The following is a 19,879-nucleotide window of genomic DNA, read 5'->3' on the forward strand; positions in this document are numbered from 1 at the left end:
AATCAATCTCCGTTGTTGAACTTTACAACAACATTAAGGTCCTTGTCACAGGTAGCAATCCATTTGCATTCCGGGGAGTTTTCCAAGGAGGAATCGTCGCAGAACCCTTTAAATTCAAGGATTTCGGGATTTTCGCCATTCGCCCCATAGAACACGTTGTAGCCCAAAAGTCCAGCCTTGGACTTGACTACAGGTTCTTCGCCCATAAGACGACCTGTGATGAAGATTACACAATTATCCTTGTTTTCCAGCTGGGACTCATCCTGCCCTGGTTCGGCAATCCAGCGAATCTGGATCGGCCTAAAGTCAGCCTCAGGGTCCTGCTTGGCGCAGCCGACAAGGCCGACCACAGGTCCTAGACAGAGTGCCAAAGAGGTAAGTATCCTGGAACAAGCCATGACCTACCCAGGGAGACCTTAGCGGACTCGCTTGAAAGTTGCGCTGGTAACGCGGTTTCGACCGCTTTCCTTGGAAGCGTACAGAGCCTTGTCTGCACGTTCAAACAGACGCTTGGGATCTTCGCCGGCCACCATTTCGGCAATACCGAAGGAGCAGGTCACCTGCTGCTGAGGAATCAGCTTGGCATTCTCGATTGCCATACGGAGTTTTTCAGCAAGGAATTGAGCGTTCTGGATAGGCGTATCCGCACAAAGAATCACAAATTCTTCACCACCCCAACGAACCAGGGCGTCGGTATTGCGGATCTTGCTCAGGATCAACTTTGTAAGACCGACAAGGACCTCGTCACCCACGTTATGGCCATAGGAGTCATTGATATTCTTGAAGTGGTCGATGTCCAAGATGATGAAGGATACAGGACTATCGTTCTTGATAAGATTTTCCTGTTCACGGAGCAAAATGCTGCTGAAGCCAGCACGGTTGAGACATCCAGTAAGGGGGTCTTCCTTACTGCTCTTCTCGTACTCGCTCTTCTCGATTTCCAGGGCGCGCAAGTTCTTTTCCAGTTCCTCACGTTTCTTCTTGGCTGCAGCTCGTTCACGGCTATAATCAAAGAAGCGGATAATCAAGATAATGAAGAAGGTCACGAACCACATGGCCACCAGGGCCGTCACCAGCTTTTCCTTCTGGATCATCTTGCCCTTGAAGCAAAGGCCGCGAATTTCCAAGGTTCCGTAACCAAGGGGAGCGTTGGTACCTGTCTGGATTTCGATAAGGGGAATGTTGCTCAGGTCTACACGGGCATTATGAACGTTGATCTCGTTCTGGGCAACCCACCAACCGGCCACACGGAATTCCTGGGGAACAAAGACGGCAGGGTACTTTTCTTCTAGAGGGAAGAATTCAATTTCGTTAAACTTGAGGGAGGTTTCGTCGCCTTCGCGGGAGAACGCAGGATCAAAGCCACGCATGTAAAGACGAACGGTTCCTTCGCCACGGGGCTTTACCCATACAAAGATGCTGTCGTACTGAGACAAGTCCTTGCCATGAGCCTTACCATCGCCGAGGAAGATCTTGAGACCCACGTAAGGATAGGCATACCCCTCGCGAAGCTCGTAGTCGACCACGATAGAAGAATCGGTCTTGCTCAACTGGACGGCAGAAGAACCGCCATCAGCAGAGTCCGTCTCCACCATCAGGTAGGGATAGTCCACAAGATTCAACATTTCGATCTTGTCCAGGCCATTCTGATAGGACAAGATGGCGATGACCGTAACAGCCAACAGCACCACAATCAGAATGTTCATTCTGAAAAGAAGATAAAGCTTTTCCAAAAGAATCGACATGGGTATCTACAACCTAACCGGATGATTTGCTTGATAATATATAAAATCGCCCCCCTGTAGCAAGGGACTAACGCCTCATCCAACCGCTTAGACGGCCAATAATGGGCCTAAGGGTGTCAGCAAGTTCCTTCTGGGAAGGTTCATTGGGATGTCCGTGGAGGCCTTCATTCACAGTTTGCACCGTCACGAACTCCACATCCTTCTTGCCAGCGGCGATTTCCGCATCGTAAACCTGTTTTACGGTGGGAGTCAGGTCGTCATTAGGCCAAATCTTGGTTGAAACCAGCAGGAACTTTACACCGGGATGGGCGGAGCGAAGCTTGTTCAGCATTTCCGCATAGGTTTTCTTGAATTCACCCTTATCTCCGTAGGGAGGATTTCCCTGGAAATCGTTGATTCCAAGGAAAACTACAATGACCTGAGGGTGGAAGTCTTCAAAATTCCACATCAACTTGGAGGAATCTGCCGGATTGGACAGCTTCGCCACATCAACTGGGGCTTCGCCGGGCACTGTGTACTGGTACAGACGAGGAATTTTCCACTCAGAAACGATATTATCGTAATTACGGACAAGTCCGCGACCGCTGAAGGCGTTTACCTGGAAATTCGCCTTGTATCCATCGGCAAGCAGGAAGGCATAGCTCTTGGAAGCATTTGTAGTCTCAAAGACGTGGTCTTCCTGATCACTGACATGGCCCTCAACACCGTAGCCCACGGTAAAGGAGTCCCCTATAAATTCAATGCGGCGACTGTTATGCTTTGGAGCATCCAGGAACTTGCCCTTTGCATCGGTCTTGATGCCAAAAAGGGTTACCCCACCCGGATTGCTTTCACTGATTTTGATCAAACGATAGAGGTGAGGCTTACCATCGGCAGCAACCTTAACCTTGTGCCTTGCTTTATCACCAGAAATAAACAGACCAATCTGCTCGCCATCCTGATCAACACGCCAGCGGGCCTGGCCCTCTATTTCAAACTCCAGGGAAGATGCCTGAGCATTGAACTGGACCATGGCCGCAGGAGCACTTGTGCGGCAGAAGCTTGCCCCATGTTCCCAACGACCGCTAAAAAGAAAATCCTTGGAGCTATTCAAATTGCCCTCCGCTGCAAAAATCGTCGACGACAAAGCCAACGCAAATACTACAGAACATAACTTACGTTTTCCAACCATATGGGGAATAGTAGAAAAAGGTTTTCGAACAAAATTGCAAAATAGTGTAAAAACTCTTACTACATTATGGGTATGAATTGGCGAAAATGGAAACAATTCGTCCGGCGAGGCTGCATTCTCGCCCTACTGGCCTACAGCATCATGCTGGGCGTTTCCGCATTTGCAGACAACGTCACAAAGGATGAAAGATCACCATCCATCCAGAAACCCGCCCCCGGATCAGAGGGCGACACCTTGACTCGGGAAGATGCCCGCATGGCACTTCTAGTATACAAGATTCTCGACAAGAACGGGAACATCCAGGGAGCCAACCTGGAAAAAGGAAAAAAACTATTTCTGCAGAACTGCAGGCCTTGTCATGGAGACGATGGTAGAAGGCTGAATTTCGCACTACTCACAGAAGCGCCCATATACATGGGACAGAGGGCACGGGAAGACATGCCCACATTCTGGCACCAGGTGAATTTCGGGGACGAAGAGCGCAGCATGCAAGCCTATATCGACGAGTTCACCTTGCAGGAACTCATAGACATTGCAGGCTTCGCCCAGACCCTACCCTAGCGTGAGGGCTATAATTCTTTCTTTCCGATAACCTTGAGCTCTCGAATAAAGCTCAAGTCAAGGGTTTCGTGTTCCTGCGCTCCGTAAACCTGGATATCCAAAGTCTGGGGCGACTTGGCCAGACGAAGACTGTGAACAAAGAATACCTTTTCCACTTCCTTGGCGGTACGCTTGGCGGGATCCTTGACCTTGGCGCCAACCAAAGTGCCGACAGTCTTCGCATAACGCAGAACCTTGACCAGGTCAAAGGTACTGAGCTGCTGATAGGTGTTGCCGTACTTCGTGGAATTGAGAGCTGTCTGGATTGTACCTTCGTCGGCGTCGTCCTTAAGTTCATAGTCCGGGGCCTTGGTATCATGCCAGGTGCAGACAAAGTCCTTGCGCCATTCCTCTGCGGGTGCGGCAGCCCTGTTTTCATTCCTTCGTTCCACGAAGGGGCAGTAACCAAAGTTCTCCAGGAATTCAAACACGCGACTTTCACATTCCGGTTTCAGGATAAAGCCATAGCCCGGAATATACTCCTCGGTGCATTCCACAAACTGCGGGAACTTGGACAGCTGCGCAAGCACACCTTGATCCTCGATCTTTAAAAGACGAACCGTCTGGACCTTGGCGCCGTAATAGGAGGCGTTCCATTCCTCGATAGTCGAGGCCACATTTTCGGGAGGCTTAATCCAAGTCTTGAAATGTTCAATTTCGGATTCCGGAAGACCGCACTTCAAACCCTGCACATAAGTTTCGCGATTTAGGTTGAATCGCATGTACACTTCGTCCGTTTCCACCTTGGCAAGGCAAGCCAAGGTAAACAGCACTCGGGCAGAAGTTCCTGTTGAAGTAATCAACTCAAAGTTCGGAAGGCAGGAAATGCTTTGTTCCGGGATGGATGCCATCGACTTCTCCACCCAGTCCTTACCAGACTGATCTAACACCACAGAAGAAATCTTGCCTTTTGCCATCTTAAACTGAACAAGACCCAGGAGCCAAAGTTCTCGCAGAACGCGGGGCAGGTAATCCCAGGGCAATTCCTTGTTCTTGTCTTGCAGACGGGAACTGGGATCAAGAACCCACATAAGGTAAGAAGCCTCCACGATGGACTTCGGGGATTCCAATTCCTTAAGTAGCTTGGCGCAATGACCGCGATCTCCACGGAAACGTTCCTTAAGCCACCAGGATAGAACATCCTGGTGAAGCCTGAAACCATTCTTACGGATGAAATCAAGCGCTGTTTCAGAAGGAACCAAGCAAGAATCCTCAAGTTCCAGCCATTCGTTCTGAATCAGGAAATTAAAGATCAGGGATAGTTCATTCTCTGCAGCACGTTCAGACACCTGCTTTGCAGCAACAAGAGCATCAAGGCAAATCTGATAGCTGCGCCTGTGAATGGCACCGCTGGTGTTAACCTTCAGTTCCTTGCGCATTGCAAAGGATAGTACAAGACAGATATGCCAGTCAATCAGATTCTGGTAGGTTGAGAAAGTCCCGTTGTCGGAAACCTCTTCCTCCGGCTCATACTTCACCGCGTCATAAAAATCCGAAAAACCGTAATAGACAAAATTCGAAGCGGATGCAGTACGCCACAGCACAAAATCGCGACACATGTCCAACAAAAACTTTTGAAGGTCACGGCTCTTGCTCACGGGAACTGTCAAGCGAAGTTCCGTGAGAGAAAGTCCACGTTTGTCGCTACGATAGATGAGGCTAAGACAACGACGCTGCCAGGGTTCCATCTTGGAAACTTTCTCGGCAACACGCTTCTTATCGGCAAAATGCTTCAACACATCCGACTGAATCAGAGCGTTGTTCAGCAAGCCTTTCTGACCAAAAGCTCTCGCATGGACACTGCGCAGGAGCTGCTTGGACATCCCATCAAAAAAATCATTCAGTACAATCATTGCTCACCTAAAAAACAGGAGTGCAAATTTAGATAATGAAATTCTTTATGTCATTCACGTTTTCGGCAACCTTCTGCTTCATATTCCAGATTCTGGAGAAGGTCTTGCCATAATGCTCATTCACAACGCGATTGTCTAGAATCAGGACCTTGCCGGAGTCATTCTCGGTACGAAGCAGGCGGCCAAGTCCCTGGCGCAGCTCCATGTAGGCTTCCGGAACAAAGTAATCCTTAAAGGAATTCTTGCCTTCGGCCTTCATCTTGTTGGAAACACCTGCAACCAGCGGGTCCATAGGATTGGGGAACGGAAGCTTGGGAATGACCAGAAGCTTCAAGGCATCGCCCGGGAAGTCAACCCCCTCCCAAAGAGTCTGACAGCCGAGAAGGCAGGCGCCCCGTTCCTTACGGAACATGGATACAAGACCATCCAGGGAGCCATCTACATGCTGGCACAGAAGCAGTTTGTTCTTTTGTGCAAACAGAGGAGCGAGAGCCGCCTGTGCTTTCATCATTGCAGAGATACTGGTGAAAAGCACCATGGTATTTTCTGTTGACTCCGGAAGAATCTGGCACAAAGTATCGTTCAAGGCATCGTTGTATTCAGGAGCGGAAGGCTTGGGCAAATACTTTGCCACCATCACGGAACGCTGTTCTTCCTTGAATATTTCGTTATAGACTCTTAGGAAGGGAACCTTGCTTCCGGTAAGCTTATCCATCCCCATCTTTTGAACAAAGTAAGCTAAATCGCCTTGGACAGCAAGGGTTGCCGAGGTAAAGGTGGCCGACTTGATCCAGGGGTAGAATTTTTCAGTCCAGGCAGAGCCAGAATTCAATGGGTAGGCATGCAGCTTAATGGTATGAGGATTGAAAGGTTCTTCCATGAAGAAGACCCAGTCCTCGCGAGAAGCCTTTACCAGGAACTCAAAGTCCGACACGAACCTGGAAATTTCAGTCATTCGCCCGTTAAGATCGCTCATCAAACCAACCAGGCGTTCCCCAAGTTTCTTTGCAGCAACACCCGATGCAAGGGATTCTGCAGCCTTGAGAGTCTTTGCACACTGGTCAAGGAAAGACGCAGGATCCGCATCATACTCAGCCATGACACTGGACGTATAGGTAAAACCGTTACGAGTCTTCTGCTTGGCAAGCTTCTTGCCGATTCTCATGAAGAAACGATGCAATGACTTTTCCGTTTCAGAAAGGGCTTCCAAAGTGTTGGCACACGCTTCGTGAAGTTCCACTTCCTCTGCTGGAATCTGGGCCTGGATTTCTGCAACAAGGCCATCCTGCTTACTGCGGGAAGGAACCAAAGTCTTGATGATATTGCGAAGACCAAAGAAGGAAATCGACCTACCAAAAGTCTGGTTACTGATTTCCGGCAAGCGGTGGGCTTCGTCAAATACAATATGCTCGTACAATGGCAGAAGCGCGAATTCCAAGGACATGTCCGAAAGGAACAGGGAATGGTTCACTAGAAGCAGGTTGGAATTCATGGCGCGACGCTTGGCTGCCATGGCAGGGCACTTCAGATAATGAGGGCACTTTTCACCAAGGCAGGACTTGGCAGAACTTGCCATCTTTGACCAAAGGACACGATTACGTCCCTGGCTAAAGGAGGTACACTCATTCACGTCACCGGTGGTCGTCTCAAAAACCCAGGGCACAATGGCCATGAAGGAATCGCGTTCCTCAGGCAGCAAAAGATTTTCGGAAGAGTCTAGAATCTCCTGGAACTTTCTCAGGCACAGGTAATTTTCACGACCCTTCAATACAGCAGGTTTCAGCTTGCCCTGGTACAGATTGGCAATAAGGGGAATATCCTTACTCCACAGCTGATCTTGCAAAGTGCGGGTGGCGGTACTGATGACTACACGTTCGCCGGAAACGGCCTTATTGGCTGCAGCAACCAAGTAGGAAAGAGACTTACCAGAACCCGTCGGGGCTTCAAGAACACAAAGGCCACCCTTATGCATGTTGCGTTCCACGACGGAAGCAAGATCCTGCTGGTTATGGCGCACCTGGAAATTTTCCATCTTCTTTGCCAGAAGTCCGTCTTCCTTGAAGAATTCGCTTACCCTAGGAGCACGGGATCTTTCCGCCACATCTTCCAAGGGTACATCGGGAAGCTTATAGTTCGGCAAAGTCTTTTCACCGGATTCACAAGGCCAAATCATGGACCAGTCAGAGCCCTTGGCGACACGGGAAAGTGCATCAGCAAGCCAAGGATCAGCACACTGGATTTTTTCAAGAGCCATCACAAAGAGACGGCCACATGCGTCTGCGTCGGGCAAGGCGCGATGGGCCCTGCTACGGGGAATATCCAGTTCTTGAACCAAGGTTTCAAGGCGATGGTTGGGAATGTTCTGGTAGGCAATTCTAGATACCGTCAGGGAATCCCACACCGGGTGGTTGTCAAAATTCAAACCCACCTTTGCAAAAGTCTGGCGCAGGAACTTGGAATCAAAATTTGCGTTATGGGCAACAATGGGCAATTCACCGATGAAATTGAAAACCTTGCCCGCTAGGGTTGCAAACGTTTCAGCACCTTCCAGGTCAGCCTTGCTGATACCGGTAAGATTTTCAATAAAAGGGCGAAGCTCCGCTACAGTCGGCTTGACAAGATAATCCACAGACTCGCCGGGAACTCCATTCTCGAAACGGACAAGGGCCACCTCGATGATTTCATCCTTTTCAAAATCAAGGCCTGTGGTTTCCAAATCAATGGCAACAAAAGAGGGAATCTTTTCCATATGCACTTCCATTATCGAAATCTAGGGCAGAGACGGCACTGCAGGAACAAGCTGTTCCAGGGTATTTTCACCGTTGCCGATTTTCAGGGTATCATTAATTGCACGCCAGGGCGATCCGTAGCGGAAAGGTTCAACGGAGCCACCATCCGGAATAACCTTACCCTCTTCCGGGTAATAGTAGTCCATAAAGTATCCGCCTTCTACCAGGTCGCTAAAATTAAATTCTCCGTTCACACACTTTTCGATAAAGTCGGAACCGGATTCAATAGAATGTAAACGGACAAGTGCACCATCCTTTGCCCCGGGAATTTTTCCACGAAGAGTTGCCAGTTTCAACTTGCTTACCGTTTCAATCTTTTGAAGTTTCTTGTACTTAAGCTCGATGACCGTATCGCGAATTCCATTGCTGTCGGCAGCAGCCAAGGTTGTATCCATATAGCCCATCAAGAAATTCATGGCCAAGTCAGTCTGCCAGGGAGCAGTCTTCACCACTGCAAAGCGGACAGGGTCCACCTTCACCACTTCCATCTTTACCGTATCCTTGTTGATAGCCATATAGAAGGTATTTTCTAGGGAATCCAGCTTGGGCTTATCAAAGATGACATACAGGGAATCATCCGGAAAAACGGACTTTGCTCGAGATGCCATGTAGGCACTGTATACGACCGGAGGCATGGTGTCATTTTCCATCTTATTCCATTCCCATTCAACTTCGTTACGTAATGTGTCAAGGGGACGGAACAGGGAGTCCTTCGCTATGCTGCAGGCAAACTTGTAAAGGATTTCACTCTTGGGAGCAGGGTCGAAATAGAAATTCGGCTTTGCAGACCTGGGGCTCCTATACACAAGGCGAGGATAAATCTTCTCGTTTTCCGGAGTTGTCAGATAACAGTTGGCTGTATCCATAAAGACGGAATCCAGATACACGTTTCTTGAGAAAGTCGCTTCCAGGATATTTGCGTTAGGCTGATTCACCGATTCCAGTTCCAGCTTGGTGGAGTCCATGTCGGCAACAGCAAGCCATAAGGTATCCGTTGTCGCTTCCGACAGCGTCAAGTCCGCAGTCCATATGCCAACGTGTTCCGTTGCAAGTTCGATTTTCTGGTTGCCGTTTCCGTCGGCAAAGGCCACCACACGATAGCGGCCTGCCTTCAGCCCCGTCAGGGTGAAGTTGCCGGCACTGTCTGCACGGGTCATGTACAGAGGGGGTTCCTTCAGCAGCATGGGCAAGGAATCAAGCGCATGCGTCGTAGTATCGCGATACTTGTCCAGATAATGACGAGTCTCGCGGTCCGCACCCATCAGGAAAAGCCCAACGCTGGGATACTCCTTCTTCCTAGCCATGGCGTCCGTCACAAGGACTCGCCCCGTAAGAGTCAGGGAGTCGATGATGGCCCCTGTGGAAAACACCACCTGGAAAGGCTTGGCCAAAGCGTTTCCCCTCAGGTCCTTGATGCCGCCGGCGAAAGTCACCGTGTAGGTAGTACCTGTATCCAGCACCGCCCTGGAGGTCAACTCCAGAGTCTTGCCGTGAACATCAAAGCGAAGCTTCTTCTCGATGGGAGGCGATATGGAAACCGCCCCGCGGGGAACGGAGGCATTAATCCATTCGTCAAATTCCAGCTTGATATAAAGTTCGTTGGGATGGTTCGTGGTGTTGGGCGCAGGATAGACGCCCGCCACACGGGGCGGCAACTTGTCCTCGGGACCTCCCGAGGGCGCCACCTGCGTTGCGCAGGCTATAAGCAGGCACGCGGCCACCACATATAACAACCAACGTTTCATTAATCGATCAGCTGAATAACCTTGCCCAGACGAGACCAGCGAATCTTAAAGGGCAGACGCCACCAGGTAAAGGGATTGCCCAGGGCGAAAGTCTGGTCGTCGTTCTCGAAGGAGAAGTAAATCACGAAGGCCTTGGCCTTAATGTTTCGCAGGGACACAAAGCCCCAGTAGCGGCTATCCGCAGAGTTATCGCGGTTGTCGCCCATCATGAAGAACTGGGGAGTCTTGACTACATAATAGTCCATAGGCTTTCCGCCAAGAGAAAGCTTGCGACGGATTTCAAACTTCGGGGCTGCAACCACCGCACTGGAATCAACCGCGGTAGAATCCGTTGCAGAGGAATCCAAAGAAGCGCCTGCACCTTCGTCGGCTTCAGCCTGGTGATTCAACATGGCAACATTACCTTCCAAGTCCTTCAGCAAGGAACCTTCGAAGCTCATGTAACTCACTTGCCTTGTCATGCCACCCTTAGCGTGGGGATCAAGCATGGGCAGGTAGCCAATGCGAGCCAGCTCCTTGAAATAGGCAAAGCTCATGACACCGGAAACAGTGTCGCCCTGGGTAAGACGCTGCTGCATCACCATGCGGTTGCGGCGGAACAACTCATTCAAAGCTAGGCCACGGTCATTTTCCACCGGAATCTTAAAGTTTTCAAAGTCGTAGTTGTTGACTTCTACACCGTCCTTGAAAAGAGCCAAATCCAAGGCAACAGATTCATCCGGATTTTCCTGGGCCACCAGAGAACGAAGCCACCACAGCATATCCAGGGAAAGAGAATCAACATACAGGGTATCGCCCACGGAAGGAATCACAAAGGGAGAACGTTCGTCGCGGGGAGATGCAGTCCTGACAGCGGCGGTCCACTTGCCTCGACCCGGCAAAGTATCCTGGCGAACACCATTCACATAAAGACGTCCAGCCTTCATGGCAACCGTATCACCACTGGTGGCAACGCAACGCTTGATGTAATCCTTGGGGCCATCGGCATAGTGAATCACGTGGGGCTGTCCATCTTCGGGCTCGTGATCCCAATAGAAGTTGCCAAGCATCAACGCGTTAAAAAGATGGGTGTAACGGCTAGGATTTCCATCTGGATATTCCGGCTCGCCGGGATAGCGGAAAATCACTACATCACCAGGTACAGGCTCCGCATAGCCAGGGAACTTCTGGTTGCTGAAAGGTATCGGCGAACCATACGTAAACTTGAGGCCAAGCAAAAAGTCACCGGTCTTGAGAGTATCTTCCATTGACCCACTGGGAATCTGGAACGCTTGAATCACGTACTGGATTACAATCAAGGCCAGAGCCACAGGAACAATGATTTCACGGAAAAGGCCCTTAACAAAGCCCTTTGCGGAGAATTTCTTTTCTTCTGATTCCATTTCCATTCCAAGTATTAAAGGGAACGAACTTTCTTGACAAAACTACGGCTAACCAGAAGCTGGGTAGCGTTGCGATCCTTGAGAATCATGACCATTCGACCAACGTCGGACTTTCTGCATTCTGCGATGTAGTCGATGGCAACGATATTGGACCTATGGATTCTCACGAAGTCCCTAGGGTTCAACTTCTTTTCCAACTCAACAAGAGGCGTATCGATAACGTACTGATTGTTGTTGGTATAGACAGTTGTGTACTTTTCTTCGCTATGGAACCGGACAATTTCGTCCACGTTCACGAAAATAATCCGATCCCCCAGCTTTACTTGCAGTCGCTGCATGTAGCCAGCACCATTATTCACCAGGTCCTTCAACTTATCCCAGGAAAAATCACCGACTTCTGCCGTTTCCGTTTCGGCAGCAGGCAACCTCCTACGAACTTTCTCGATAGCGGCAGCAAGGCGCTCCGGTTCCACCGGCTTCAGCAGATAATCAACCGTATCCTCGTTAAAGGCCTGTACTGCAAAATTGTCGTACGCCGTGGTAAAGATTACCAAGGGAACTTCATCCTTTTCAAGTTTATGGAGAACATCGAAGCCATCCATGTCCGGCATCTGTATATCCAGAAAAACCACGTCAGGCAAAAGTTCCTTGATGCGTTCTATGGCCTGGATTCCGGAACCAGCCTCCCCTACAACCTCTATCTCCGAAGCATAAGGTTCCAGTAAAGACTGCATACGCTTTCTTGCCAGCGGCTCATCATCAACAATAAGAGCAGAAAACTGCATTACTTCTCCTTAGAGGAATCCGATTCAACAACAGCCTTTACTGTTGCAACAGGAGCCTTGAAAATACGGATGAGATCCATGGGCATTCCGCTTTCATCTTCGTAAACAGTACCTGCACTAGTCAGGAAACTGAGATTTCCCGAAGCAATTCTCTTAAAGTTCCAATGCGTGGTACTGTCAGACAAAGTGATTTTAACCGTACTGTCGGTAACCACGTAGATTCCCGCCAAGGAATCCACCTGCAGAGTGTCGGCAATTTTCGTTTGCACAATGCTTGCAGACATATCCTCGTTCAGAGTCACGCGAACCATTCTTGCCTTGCAATCGTCACAAGGCATGCGACCCGAATAAAGACCGGGTACATCCTTGGGTAATTCAATAGGAGCAAGATCCGGTAGGGGTTCGGACTTTTCTTCTGAACACGCGACAAAAAGAGTCGCCGCGATAAACAACGGGGCTACAAAGTACTTCATGCCCACAATTTAGCAATTTGAAATTTAAAGGAAAAAATTTAAGGTTAAAAACCGTTGGAACGAACGACCCTAAAGCCCACCATTTGACTCTGATACAGCGGATCTTTTTTATTTCGTTCGGCAGCCGCCAAAGCGGAAGCCTTATCGGACCAACCACCACCGCGGACCACTCGATAATCCCCGTCAACAGCCCCTGTATAGTTCAGAGAACTCGTTGTGGGATAAGTTCCATACCAATCGTTCATCCATTCAGCCACATTGCCGCCCATATCATACAGGCCATAAGCATTTGGCTTATACTGAGCTACTTTTACCGGGCCATTAGTTTGTATATAATAAGCGTATTTGGAAGCAACATCCGTATCCCAATAGTAGGTCGTCGTTGTTCCCGCACGATAAGCAATTTCCCACTCCGTTTCTGTAGGAAGTCGAACTGCCCTTACCTTAAAATCAACACTTAAGTTTTTCAAGTAGCGGGAATCACCAACGCCTTCATAGACATACGCCGTATCAAGGCCAGCAAGTATAGACAAGGCGTTACAGAATAGAACTGCATCGAACCAATTCACGTTTGCAACAGCGATGCTGTCCCCTATTTTATCCATCAATGGAATTTCACCCATCACTTTTTCATAAAGACCTTGGGTAACCTCAAATTTTGATATTGCGAAAGAATCCACCGAAAATGAAGCAGAGCCTCGTTTTAATGTTGTTCCCGGAATGACAACCAATCCAATAAGGGAATCCAGTTTTGCAACGGGATCAATGTTGTTCAGCGAATCTGCTCTTGCAATGGAGTCAAGAAGGGCCAGACTGTCACAAAGGACTTTCAACGAGTCAAAGATAACTAGGCTATCACAAAAGGCTAAGGTAGTATCGGGTTCAGTCTCGCAAACAGAAGCAAGGGAATCCCGTCGTTCGACGTCCAGACAGACGCTTTCGTAATCTTCTGTACCAGAACTCGACGAAAACGCGCTACTAGATGATTTTGCCCTAGAACTGGACGAAGGAGTATCAATTTCGACGGCATCACCATCTGCAATAGAGGAACAGGCTACAAAAAATAGTATAGCCCATACCCCAACGAACAAGTTCCTGATGGCAGCACCTTTCTTCATTATCGAATCACACCGATTCTATACAGTTTCTGCTTAGTCTTTCCGGACTTGAACTTCACCTGCAGGCGAGCAGAATACACATCGGAGCCAAGCTTAGACAAGTCCAGATTTTCAAACTGGTTGCGACCACGAACTACATCGGACATTTTCTTCTTGTAAACGCAAAGGCCAGTAATATCGTAAAGTTCCAATGTAGCAGACTTGGCCTCGGCTCCAATTTCAAAGCGAGCCTTGGCAATACCTCCACGAACCGGATTGGGGAACATAAAGAACTCTGTAATTTCATCCTTGGCCTTGACTTCATCCACCTTCTTCAACTTGGAGGCGTCAAGGAATCCTATGCGCTCGTTGCCGCCGGCAGGAAGAGTCCATGCGGCAGCATTATCAGCGGCATCGGTAGAGGCCTTCTGCAGACGGAATGCAGTTGCTCCGCTACGATGGAAAGCGTAAAGTTCCGGACCTGCAGACTTCTTCGAAGATATCGCATCGGTCACAAAAATACTCATGGGGTAAATGGTTCCCAGGGAGTCCGCATACTCAAAGCTTCCTGCAGCCAGCGGGAACTGGTCCTTTATCTGCTTGCCCTTGCCTGTATAAGCATACACTAGGCCGTCACTGCTAGGCACAAGAATCTCGGGAACATCGTCTCCGTCAACATCAACCAAAAGGGGATCGCTAAGGAAACCCGTCACAGGTGTACCGCGGCTAAGCGTTACCGGGAAATTCGGCAGGGGAACTCCAAAACGGTCCAAAGCATACACCAGGTTGTCGCCCAGGAAAACAACTTCGGGATAGCCGTCATTGTTAATATCGCCCAAGGCAATGCCAGAGGTTTCGTCCTGAATACCGCTGGTACCCGAAGCGCCACGCTTGTAATTCTTGGTCCACAGAACCTTAGAACCCGATACAGCCCTCACAGTACCGCGACTGCCCACAGCAATAGCTTCACTTCTACCATTGCGATCCAGATCCGTACATGCTATACGGAATCGTTCCTGGCTTTTAACACTCGAAGAACCTTCCGATTCCATGGCTCCTAAGGAAACCCAGCTCTTGCCGGCTCCTGCAGGGACTTGCCTTATCACGCCAGCGTCGCCCACGGAAACGATAAAGGTACTATCACCATCAAGACAAAGAGCCATATCCTGAATATCGGAATCATCCCAGAGCACTGGCGGTTCTCTTTCCGAAACCATTTCTCCATTCTTGACCGGAATTCGGAAAATTCGCTTTCCCTGGGCAAAGAAAATCTGGTTTTCGTAAATCATGGGGCCCACCGTGGCAGAATCCGTCAGGTGGATTTCCTTCTGTACAGGAATTCCTGCGCTAAAGCTGGTGCGAACCAAGGCATTCCTATGAAGACTATAGACATCCTTGCCATCGCTGGCAATACCTACCAGCGGGCCGTAACTGGGACCTACACGGTACAGGGGAACCTTCTCCTCCACCACCTTATTGGCAAGGCGGGTTACCGTCACGGAAGTATCCGCATCAAACAAGGTATCGCCCAAGGCATTGAAAACCTGCAGGTTACCGTCCTCTGCGGCGACAACCAGCAACTTTTCTCCATCATTTTCCGGATCGTCAATAAACACGGCTCCGCGAACAGCAGAATTCAAACCAAGTTCACGGGGGAATCCGCTACCTTCGATACTTCCGTCATCAATGGAAATAGTGACTTTCATTTTCAGCGCGCCATAGTTCACCACGCTATCGCCCATGAAGCCATTGGGTGTCTTTTCCTGGCGGGCATCTTCGGGAACCTCTACGGAAATCTTGATACCCGTATAACCGCCCTGGGTCGTCCTGGTATTTGCATAACCGTCGGCACCGATGGACTTTACCACGTCATACTTCTTCTTTTCAGCAAAGCGCTTATGAGGCAACAAGTCGGAACCTGCACCGTAATCGTAGGTATCTTCGCCAAGGGCGTTCTTGAAAGTCTTGCCAATGCTAAGCACACCGTCGGATTCCACCATGGCAATGCCGAATTGATGGTCGCGCAAGGTATCACCGCCCCAGAAGTTGGCTATACCATATTCAAGGGTCTCACGCAGATACCAGTCATTAACGCGCCATACAACAATACCGCTGGCGGGAATGCCTGCATCAAGGGAACTTACATCAAGGATAATGCCGCTCGCCTTCTTCTTATTGACAGAGCACTTGCCCTTGGTACAGATACTGTCCTCGAACACGTAGTTAAGGCTATCGACGGTTACGGTCTTAATCAAGGTGTCGTTGCCATCGTCGTCATCACCGAGAACAACACTGACGTTACCATCCTTGTCCCAGGAACGTTGGCGGTTTTCAATAAGCAGGTATTCGCTACCGCTAAGAGGGACCTTCACAATTTCCGTACCTAGGCCGGTTCCGGCGGCGGAAACTTCCACGGTCACAGGCTTCCCCGCTACCGGGCGAACTTCCTTCACCTGGCTCCAGCCCATGTAGGCGCGCTCCCAGGCTGCAGGCATCGAAGGCAGGAATCCATTGCCGGCGTTATATCCGGCAAAGTCCATCATGTCGTAGTAGCCAAGGCGGGAAATTCCGGTCACCACATCGTAGGTGTTGGGCATTCCCAGTTCACGGCCAATCTGGTTCACCATAATACCGTTCACGCCCCAGTTCAAGCCATCCTGAGAAGCTGTCTCGCTCATGACCATGATAGAACGCAAGGTGTCGATGGCAGACTTTTCGAGAACGATTCCGTTGGGAACCTTGCGAATGGAATCCTTGGAAACGGTATCCGCATAGCTGGAAATATTTTCAAGAGTGTCGGGCAGATACTCCCAGGCGCCAGCATCGATGTATACATCCATGAAGTCAGCAGGAGTGTCGGCACCCTTGGTGCCCATGCTACCGCCATCCACCAGGCGGCTCGCACCAGCATGAATAATCATGTAGGCTCGCTTGGTCGAGGGATTTTCAGAAAGCGGAATTTCAAAGGGGGATTCACCGGACTCGTGGGCAGCCATCACAGCATCATAAACGAACTGTAGATAGTCTCGGCTTCGGGCATCATCGAACTCGGCCGTCTTTTCGCCCTTCAGCTTGCTTGTACGGTTGTAATCGATAATCTGCTTCTTCAGCTTATAGGCGCTGGACGTTTCCGGGAAGATCCTGGACTTGATTACCAGATTTCCGTTACTTGCCTTCTGGTAGTATGCGTTGGCAAAGTCAAAATGCTTCTTCCAATAAGGAACGCTGTTACGACGACCCGTCGGATCCAACTTGTAGGATTCCTTCTTCTTGGTGTCAGAATCAAAAAGGCCCGTTCCCGTTGTCAGGGAATTATCCGGTTTTTCCTCAGCGAACTGCACGCGAATGGCAAACACTTCCAGAGTGTCCACGGCAAAACTAAAAGCAGCAAGCAAAAGCAAGTAGATAACGATATTTCTAGTAAACTTCATCACATCCTCAATCTACAAAAATCATCTAACGCAAATTCTCAAGCAGACTTTCACAAAGGCTATTGTGCCACGGGCTTGAAACTCTTTGGAACGTTCAACTTCCAGGTTCCACCGCTAAAGGGCTTCCCGTGGTTCACCTTCTTCACCCTGATTTCCAGAAAACGTTTCCCGTTACGTTCAAAAACGATGGTTTCAGGCAAAGTCTGGCCCTCAAATTCTCGGAAATCGGAATAGCGCAAGGTCTCGGGCTTTCCATCGCGGCCGGCGTAGCTCAACCGGGTAACACGGGAACCCTGACGATCATAGGTAAAATGCCGGCCATTCACATCCACAGCCTCCACATTCTCGCCATCCTTAAGTGCCTCTCCCGAAATTTCAGGAAGAAGCTTTCCCTCGAACAAGGCCGCCACCTGGTGGATATGAACCAGAGGGAGAGTGTTGTCATTCAAGAGGCCCACCATATATCCAGCACCCTTCACGTAAAGTTTTTCCGTAGGGAATGTCATAGTCCAGCCTTCTTCCGTCCAAAGCATGGATGCAACCCCAATGCCCATGGGACCGGTCAATTCCAGACGGTAGCGCTTGCCGGGAACAGAAAACAGGACTGCATCCAGATTCTGGTCATCCCCATTCTGGACAATGGTCAGCTTGAACTTTGCACGAAGGCTATCCTGGGGAGCGGCCTCCACTCGGGATTCTCCTGCCGGCAAGGAAGACGCCTTGCTACCGGCACACCCTGCAGCAAACAGACAGAAAGCCAACAGGCACAAAAGCAAGGTGATCCCGCCGCAGCGAGATTCCTTCAAGCTAGATTTACGAGAGATCTTCAGCGGCATGACCACCGCCTATTTTTTCTTGTTCAAAAAACGCTTGGCCTCAGGCGTCTTCAGGAAACGCAGAGCCTCGGGATTCTTGGGACGCAAGGTACGGAGTTTCTGGTAAGACGCCGTAGCATCTTCATACATACCGAGTGCAGCTTCAATGGCACCACGATGTTCCCAGTATACCGGATCGTTTTCAATAGTCTTGCCAGAAACAAGCTTGATCGTTTCCAGGGCTTCAGTAAACTTACCCATGCGGTATTCACCCCAAGCCTTGGAGTCAAGGTATGCATCCGAGGGAGCCTTGGACTTTTCCGTAGCCAAGGCCTGCAGCACCATCTGGTAGCCCTTTTCCACATCCTCAGCACTACGGTTCCTTTCAATCAAAGTATAGCCGTAATAGTTCAGCAACTCGGGGCGGTCCACCTTGTCTGCGCGAGAGGAATCCAACAAAAATTCAAACAAAGCGTAGGACTCGTCGCTCATCTCACAACGTTCCAGGATCATGGCCTTCTGGGACATGATATCGTAATTATCCGGTTCCAGGGAGAGGATTTCGTCAAAGTACTTCAAGGACTTCTTGCGGATTTCAAGAGCCTTCTTGTTCACAGAAGTGTCTCCCTTGCCAGCTTCCACAATGTCCGTCGCTTCGGAATTCAACATACGGGCGTAAAAACTGCGGTACAGGACCTTATTCTGCTGAACCTCGACTTTCATCTTCTCCAAAGTGGCAGAATCAGCCACACCGGCCATAGGATTCCACTTGTCCCACACGGCAATAAGGGAGTCCAGCATCTTGTAGGCCTTGTCGTACATTTTCACCATGCCGTAACTCATCGCAAGCATGGCCTTATCCCCACCCATGGCTACGGAGTCCGCCTTTTCAGCATAGCGAACAACTTCCTTATACTGCTTTTCCTTGAAAGCGATATTTGCCAAGGCGTGGTAGGCGTTAGTCACATACACCCTGTTTTCCGCAGAACCAAGATGTTCCGCAGCATACGTCAAGTGAACCTTGGCGCTATCCAACTCCCCGTACAAATGCTCATAATGGCCCAGGAAATTTGCCAGCACCGCAGTACGAACTCCATCTTCGTAATACTTTTTCTTCAGCAAGGCAAATGCGCTATCACGGCTGGTCTCTGCCATGTTTGTCATCAACAGGACAACCATGGCTTCATCTTCGGAGGTTGTTCCAGACAAGGTATCCACAATAGCCTTCACCTCGCCCATTCTCTTCTGGAATACCAGGCCTTGAACCATCTGGGTCAGCAGTTTCTTGTCGCCAGTGGCATCGTGAGCCTTTCCAAAAAGTTCAACAACTGCAGAATCCCGATGCAAATCCAAAAGCAGATTCAGCTGACGCTGGAAAAGGGACTGCATGTAGTTGACATGAGGCAGGAGCAAATCGTAGATACGGACAAGTTCTTCTTCGTCGTGAATGGCTTCCAGAAACAGGCTGTAGTCATAAAGCAAGGGCATGTCCTGATAGCGGGCGGAATCCAGCGCTGCCTTGAAATACTTGCGACTGGAATCGGCGCGGCTTGCCTTCACATAGAGATGCGCAAGAATGGACAACTGGGATGCAGTAACCTTTCCTTCAAGCTTGTTGGCTCGTTCCGCATTTACAAGGGCAACAGAATCAGCGCCCTGGGCAGCAAGGATTTCAACCAGCTTGAACGCAAGGAATCTGTTATAAGGATCCGATTCGGCAGCATGCTGCCAGAACACGTTTGCCAAGGTCTTTTCGCCACGAAGTTCCAAAAGGGAGGCCCTGATAAAGGACTCGTGGGCAGCATCGATATTCTGGGGAAGCCTAGCTTCTTCGACAGGTTGTTGCTTGCCCTGGGCGGCAACCGCAGCGGCAATGGCAGCAGAGTCAGCCGCAGTCAATACGGCGGCATCCTTCTTCGCAGGAGCAGAACTGCATGCACTCATCACAAGTGCAGCCAGCATCATCAGCGAAAAAAGAACAGCCTTCTTCATG

The 19,879-nt window shown here is 49.8% G+C and carries 14 protein-coding genes; 1 reads left to right on the plus strand and 13 read right to left on the minus strand.

Features of this window, described 5'->3' with window-relative positions:
• Positions 1-2 precede the first annotated feature (2 nt).
• The 3 genes from MJZ26_03030 to MJZ26_03040 all read right to left on the minus strand — a co-directional run bounded on the left by MJZ26_03030 (position 3) and on the right by MJZ26_03040 (position 2,838).
• The gene (locus MJZ26_03030) at positions 3-398 is read right to left on the minus strand and encodes a hypothetical protein (GenBank protein MCQ2104745.1); all 396 of its coding nucleotides are present in this window, start codon (positions 396-398) and stop codon (positions 3-5) included.
• 18 nt (positions 399-416) lie between these two features.
• Complete coding sequence (locus MJZ26_03035) at positions 417-1,745, minus strand: GGDEF domain-containing protein (protein MCQ2104746.1); 1,329 nt, start codon at positions 1,743-1,745, stop codon at positions 417-419.
• A 67-nt stretch (positions 1,746-1,812) separates the two neighbouring features.
• Positions 1,813-2,838, minus strand: coding sequence for a GDSL-type esterase/lipase family protein (locus MJZ26_03040; GenBank protein ID MCQ2104747.1), 1,026 nt, complete (start codon positions 2,836-2,838; stop codon positions 1,813-1,815).
• A 150-nt stretch (positions 2,839-2,988) separates the two neighbouring features.
• Here MJZ26_03040 and MJZ26_03045 point away from each other — a divergent pair, with 150 nt between their 5' ends.
• The gene (locus MJZ26_03045) at positions 2,989-3,477 is read left to right on the plus strand and encodes a hypothetical protein (protein ID MCQ2104748.1); all 489 of its coding nucleotides are present in this window, start codon (positions 2,989-2,991) and stop codon (positions 3,475-3,477) included.
• A gap of 8 nt (positions 3,478-3,485) precedes the next feature.
• On the opposite strand, the gene MJZ26_03050 is transcribed toward MJZ26_03045, so the two are convergent.
• From MJZ26_03050 to MJZ26_03095, 10 genes are read right to left on the minus strand one after another with little or no spacing between them, the layout of a single operon-like run.
• Positions 3,486-5,369: a hypothetical protein gene (locus tag MJZ26_03050; GenBank protein MCQ2104749.1), complete on the minus strand. Its 1,884-nt coding sequence runs from the start codon at positions 5,367-5,369 to the stop codon at positions 3,486-3,488.
• 28 nt (positions 5,370-5,397) lie between these two features.
• A complete protein-coding gene (locus tag MJZ26_03055; protein MCQ2104750.1) occupies positions 5,398-8,118 on the minus strand; it encodes a 3'-5' exoribonuclease in 2,721 nt (906 codons plus the stop codon).
• Positions 8,119-8,139: 21 nt separating this feature from the next.
• Positions 8,140-9,903: an Ig-like domain-containing protein gene (locus tag MJZ26_03060; GenBank protein ID MCQ2104751.1), complete on the minus strand. Its 1,764-nt coding sequence runs from the start codon at positions 9,901-9,903 to the stop codon at positions 8,140-8,142.
• Positions 9,903-11,285, minus strand: a complete 1,383-nt coding sequence (gene lepB, locus MJZ26_03065) for a signal peptidase I (protein MCQ2104752.1) — start codon at positions 11,283-11,285, stop codon at positions 9,903-9,905. The genes MJZ26_03060 and lepB overlap by 1 nt, the downstream gene beginning before the upstream one ends.
• A gap of 14 nt (positions 11,286-11,299) precedes the next feature.
• Positions 11,300-12,070 carry a LytTR family DNA-binding domain-containing protein gene (locus MJZ26_03070; protein ID MCQ2104753.1) on the minus strand — a complete coding sequence of 257 codons (771 nt, stop codon included), beginning with the start codon at positions 12,068-12,070 and terminating at the stop codon, positions 11,300-11,302.
• Positions 12,070-12,543: a copper resistance protein NlpE N-terminal domain-containing protein gene (locus MJZ26_03075; GenBank protein ID MCQ2104754.1), complete on the minus strand. Its 474-nt coding sequence runs from the start codon at positions 12,541-12,543 to the stop codon at positions 12,070-12,072. Before MJZ26_03075 ends, MJZ26_03070 begins: the two co-directional genes overlap by 1 nt.
• Positions 12,544-12,587: 44 nt before the next feature.
• Positions 12,588-13,661 carry a formylglycine-generating enzyme family protein gene (locus MJZ26_03080; protein MCQ2104755.1) on the minus strand — a complete coding sequence of 358 codons (1,074 nt, stop codon included), beginning with the start codon at positions 13,659-13,661 and terminating at the stop codon, positions 12,588-12,590.
• On the minus strand, positions 13,661-17,071 hold the full coding sequence (locus tag MJZ26_03085; protein MCQ2104756.1) for a hypothetical protein: 3,411 nt from the start codon (positions 17,069-17,071) through the stop codon (positions 13,661-13,663). Before MJZ26_03085 ends, MJZ26_03080 begins: the two co-directional genes overlap by 1 nt.
• A gap of 59 nt (positions 17,072-17,130) precedes the next feature.
• Positions 17,131-17,907, minus strand: coding sequence for a DUF4292 domain-containing protein (locus tag MJZ26_03090; GenBank protein ID MCQ2104757.1), 777 nt, complete (start codon positions 17,905-17,907; stop codon positions 17,131-17,133).
• Between the two features lie 9 nt (positions 17,908-17,916).
• Complete coding sequence (locus MJZ26_03095; GenBank protein MCQ2104758.1) at positions 17,917-19,878, minus strand: hypothetical protein; 1,962 nt, start codon at positions 19,876-19,878, stop codon at positions 17,917-17,919.
• Position 19,879 lies beyond the last annotated feature (1 nt).

The organism is Fibrobacter sp. (assembly GCA_024398965.1).
In the GTDB taxonomy this organism is placed as follows: Bacteria; Fibrobacterota; Fibrobacteria; order Fibrobacterales; family Fibrobacteraceae; genus Fibrobacter.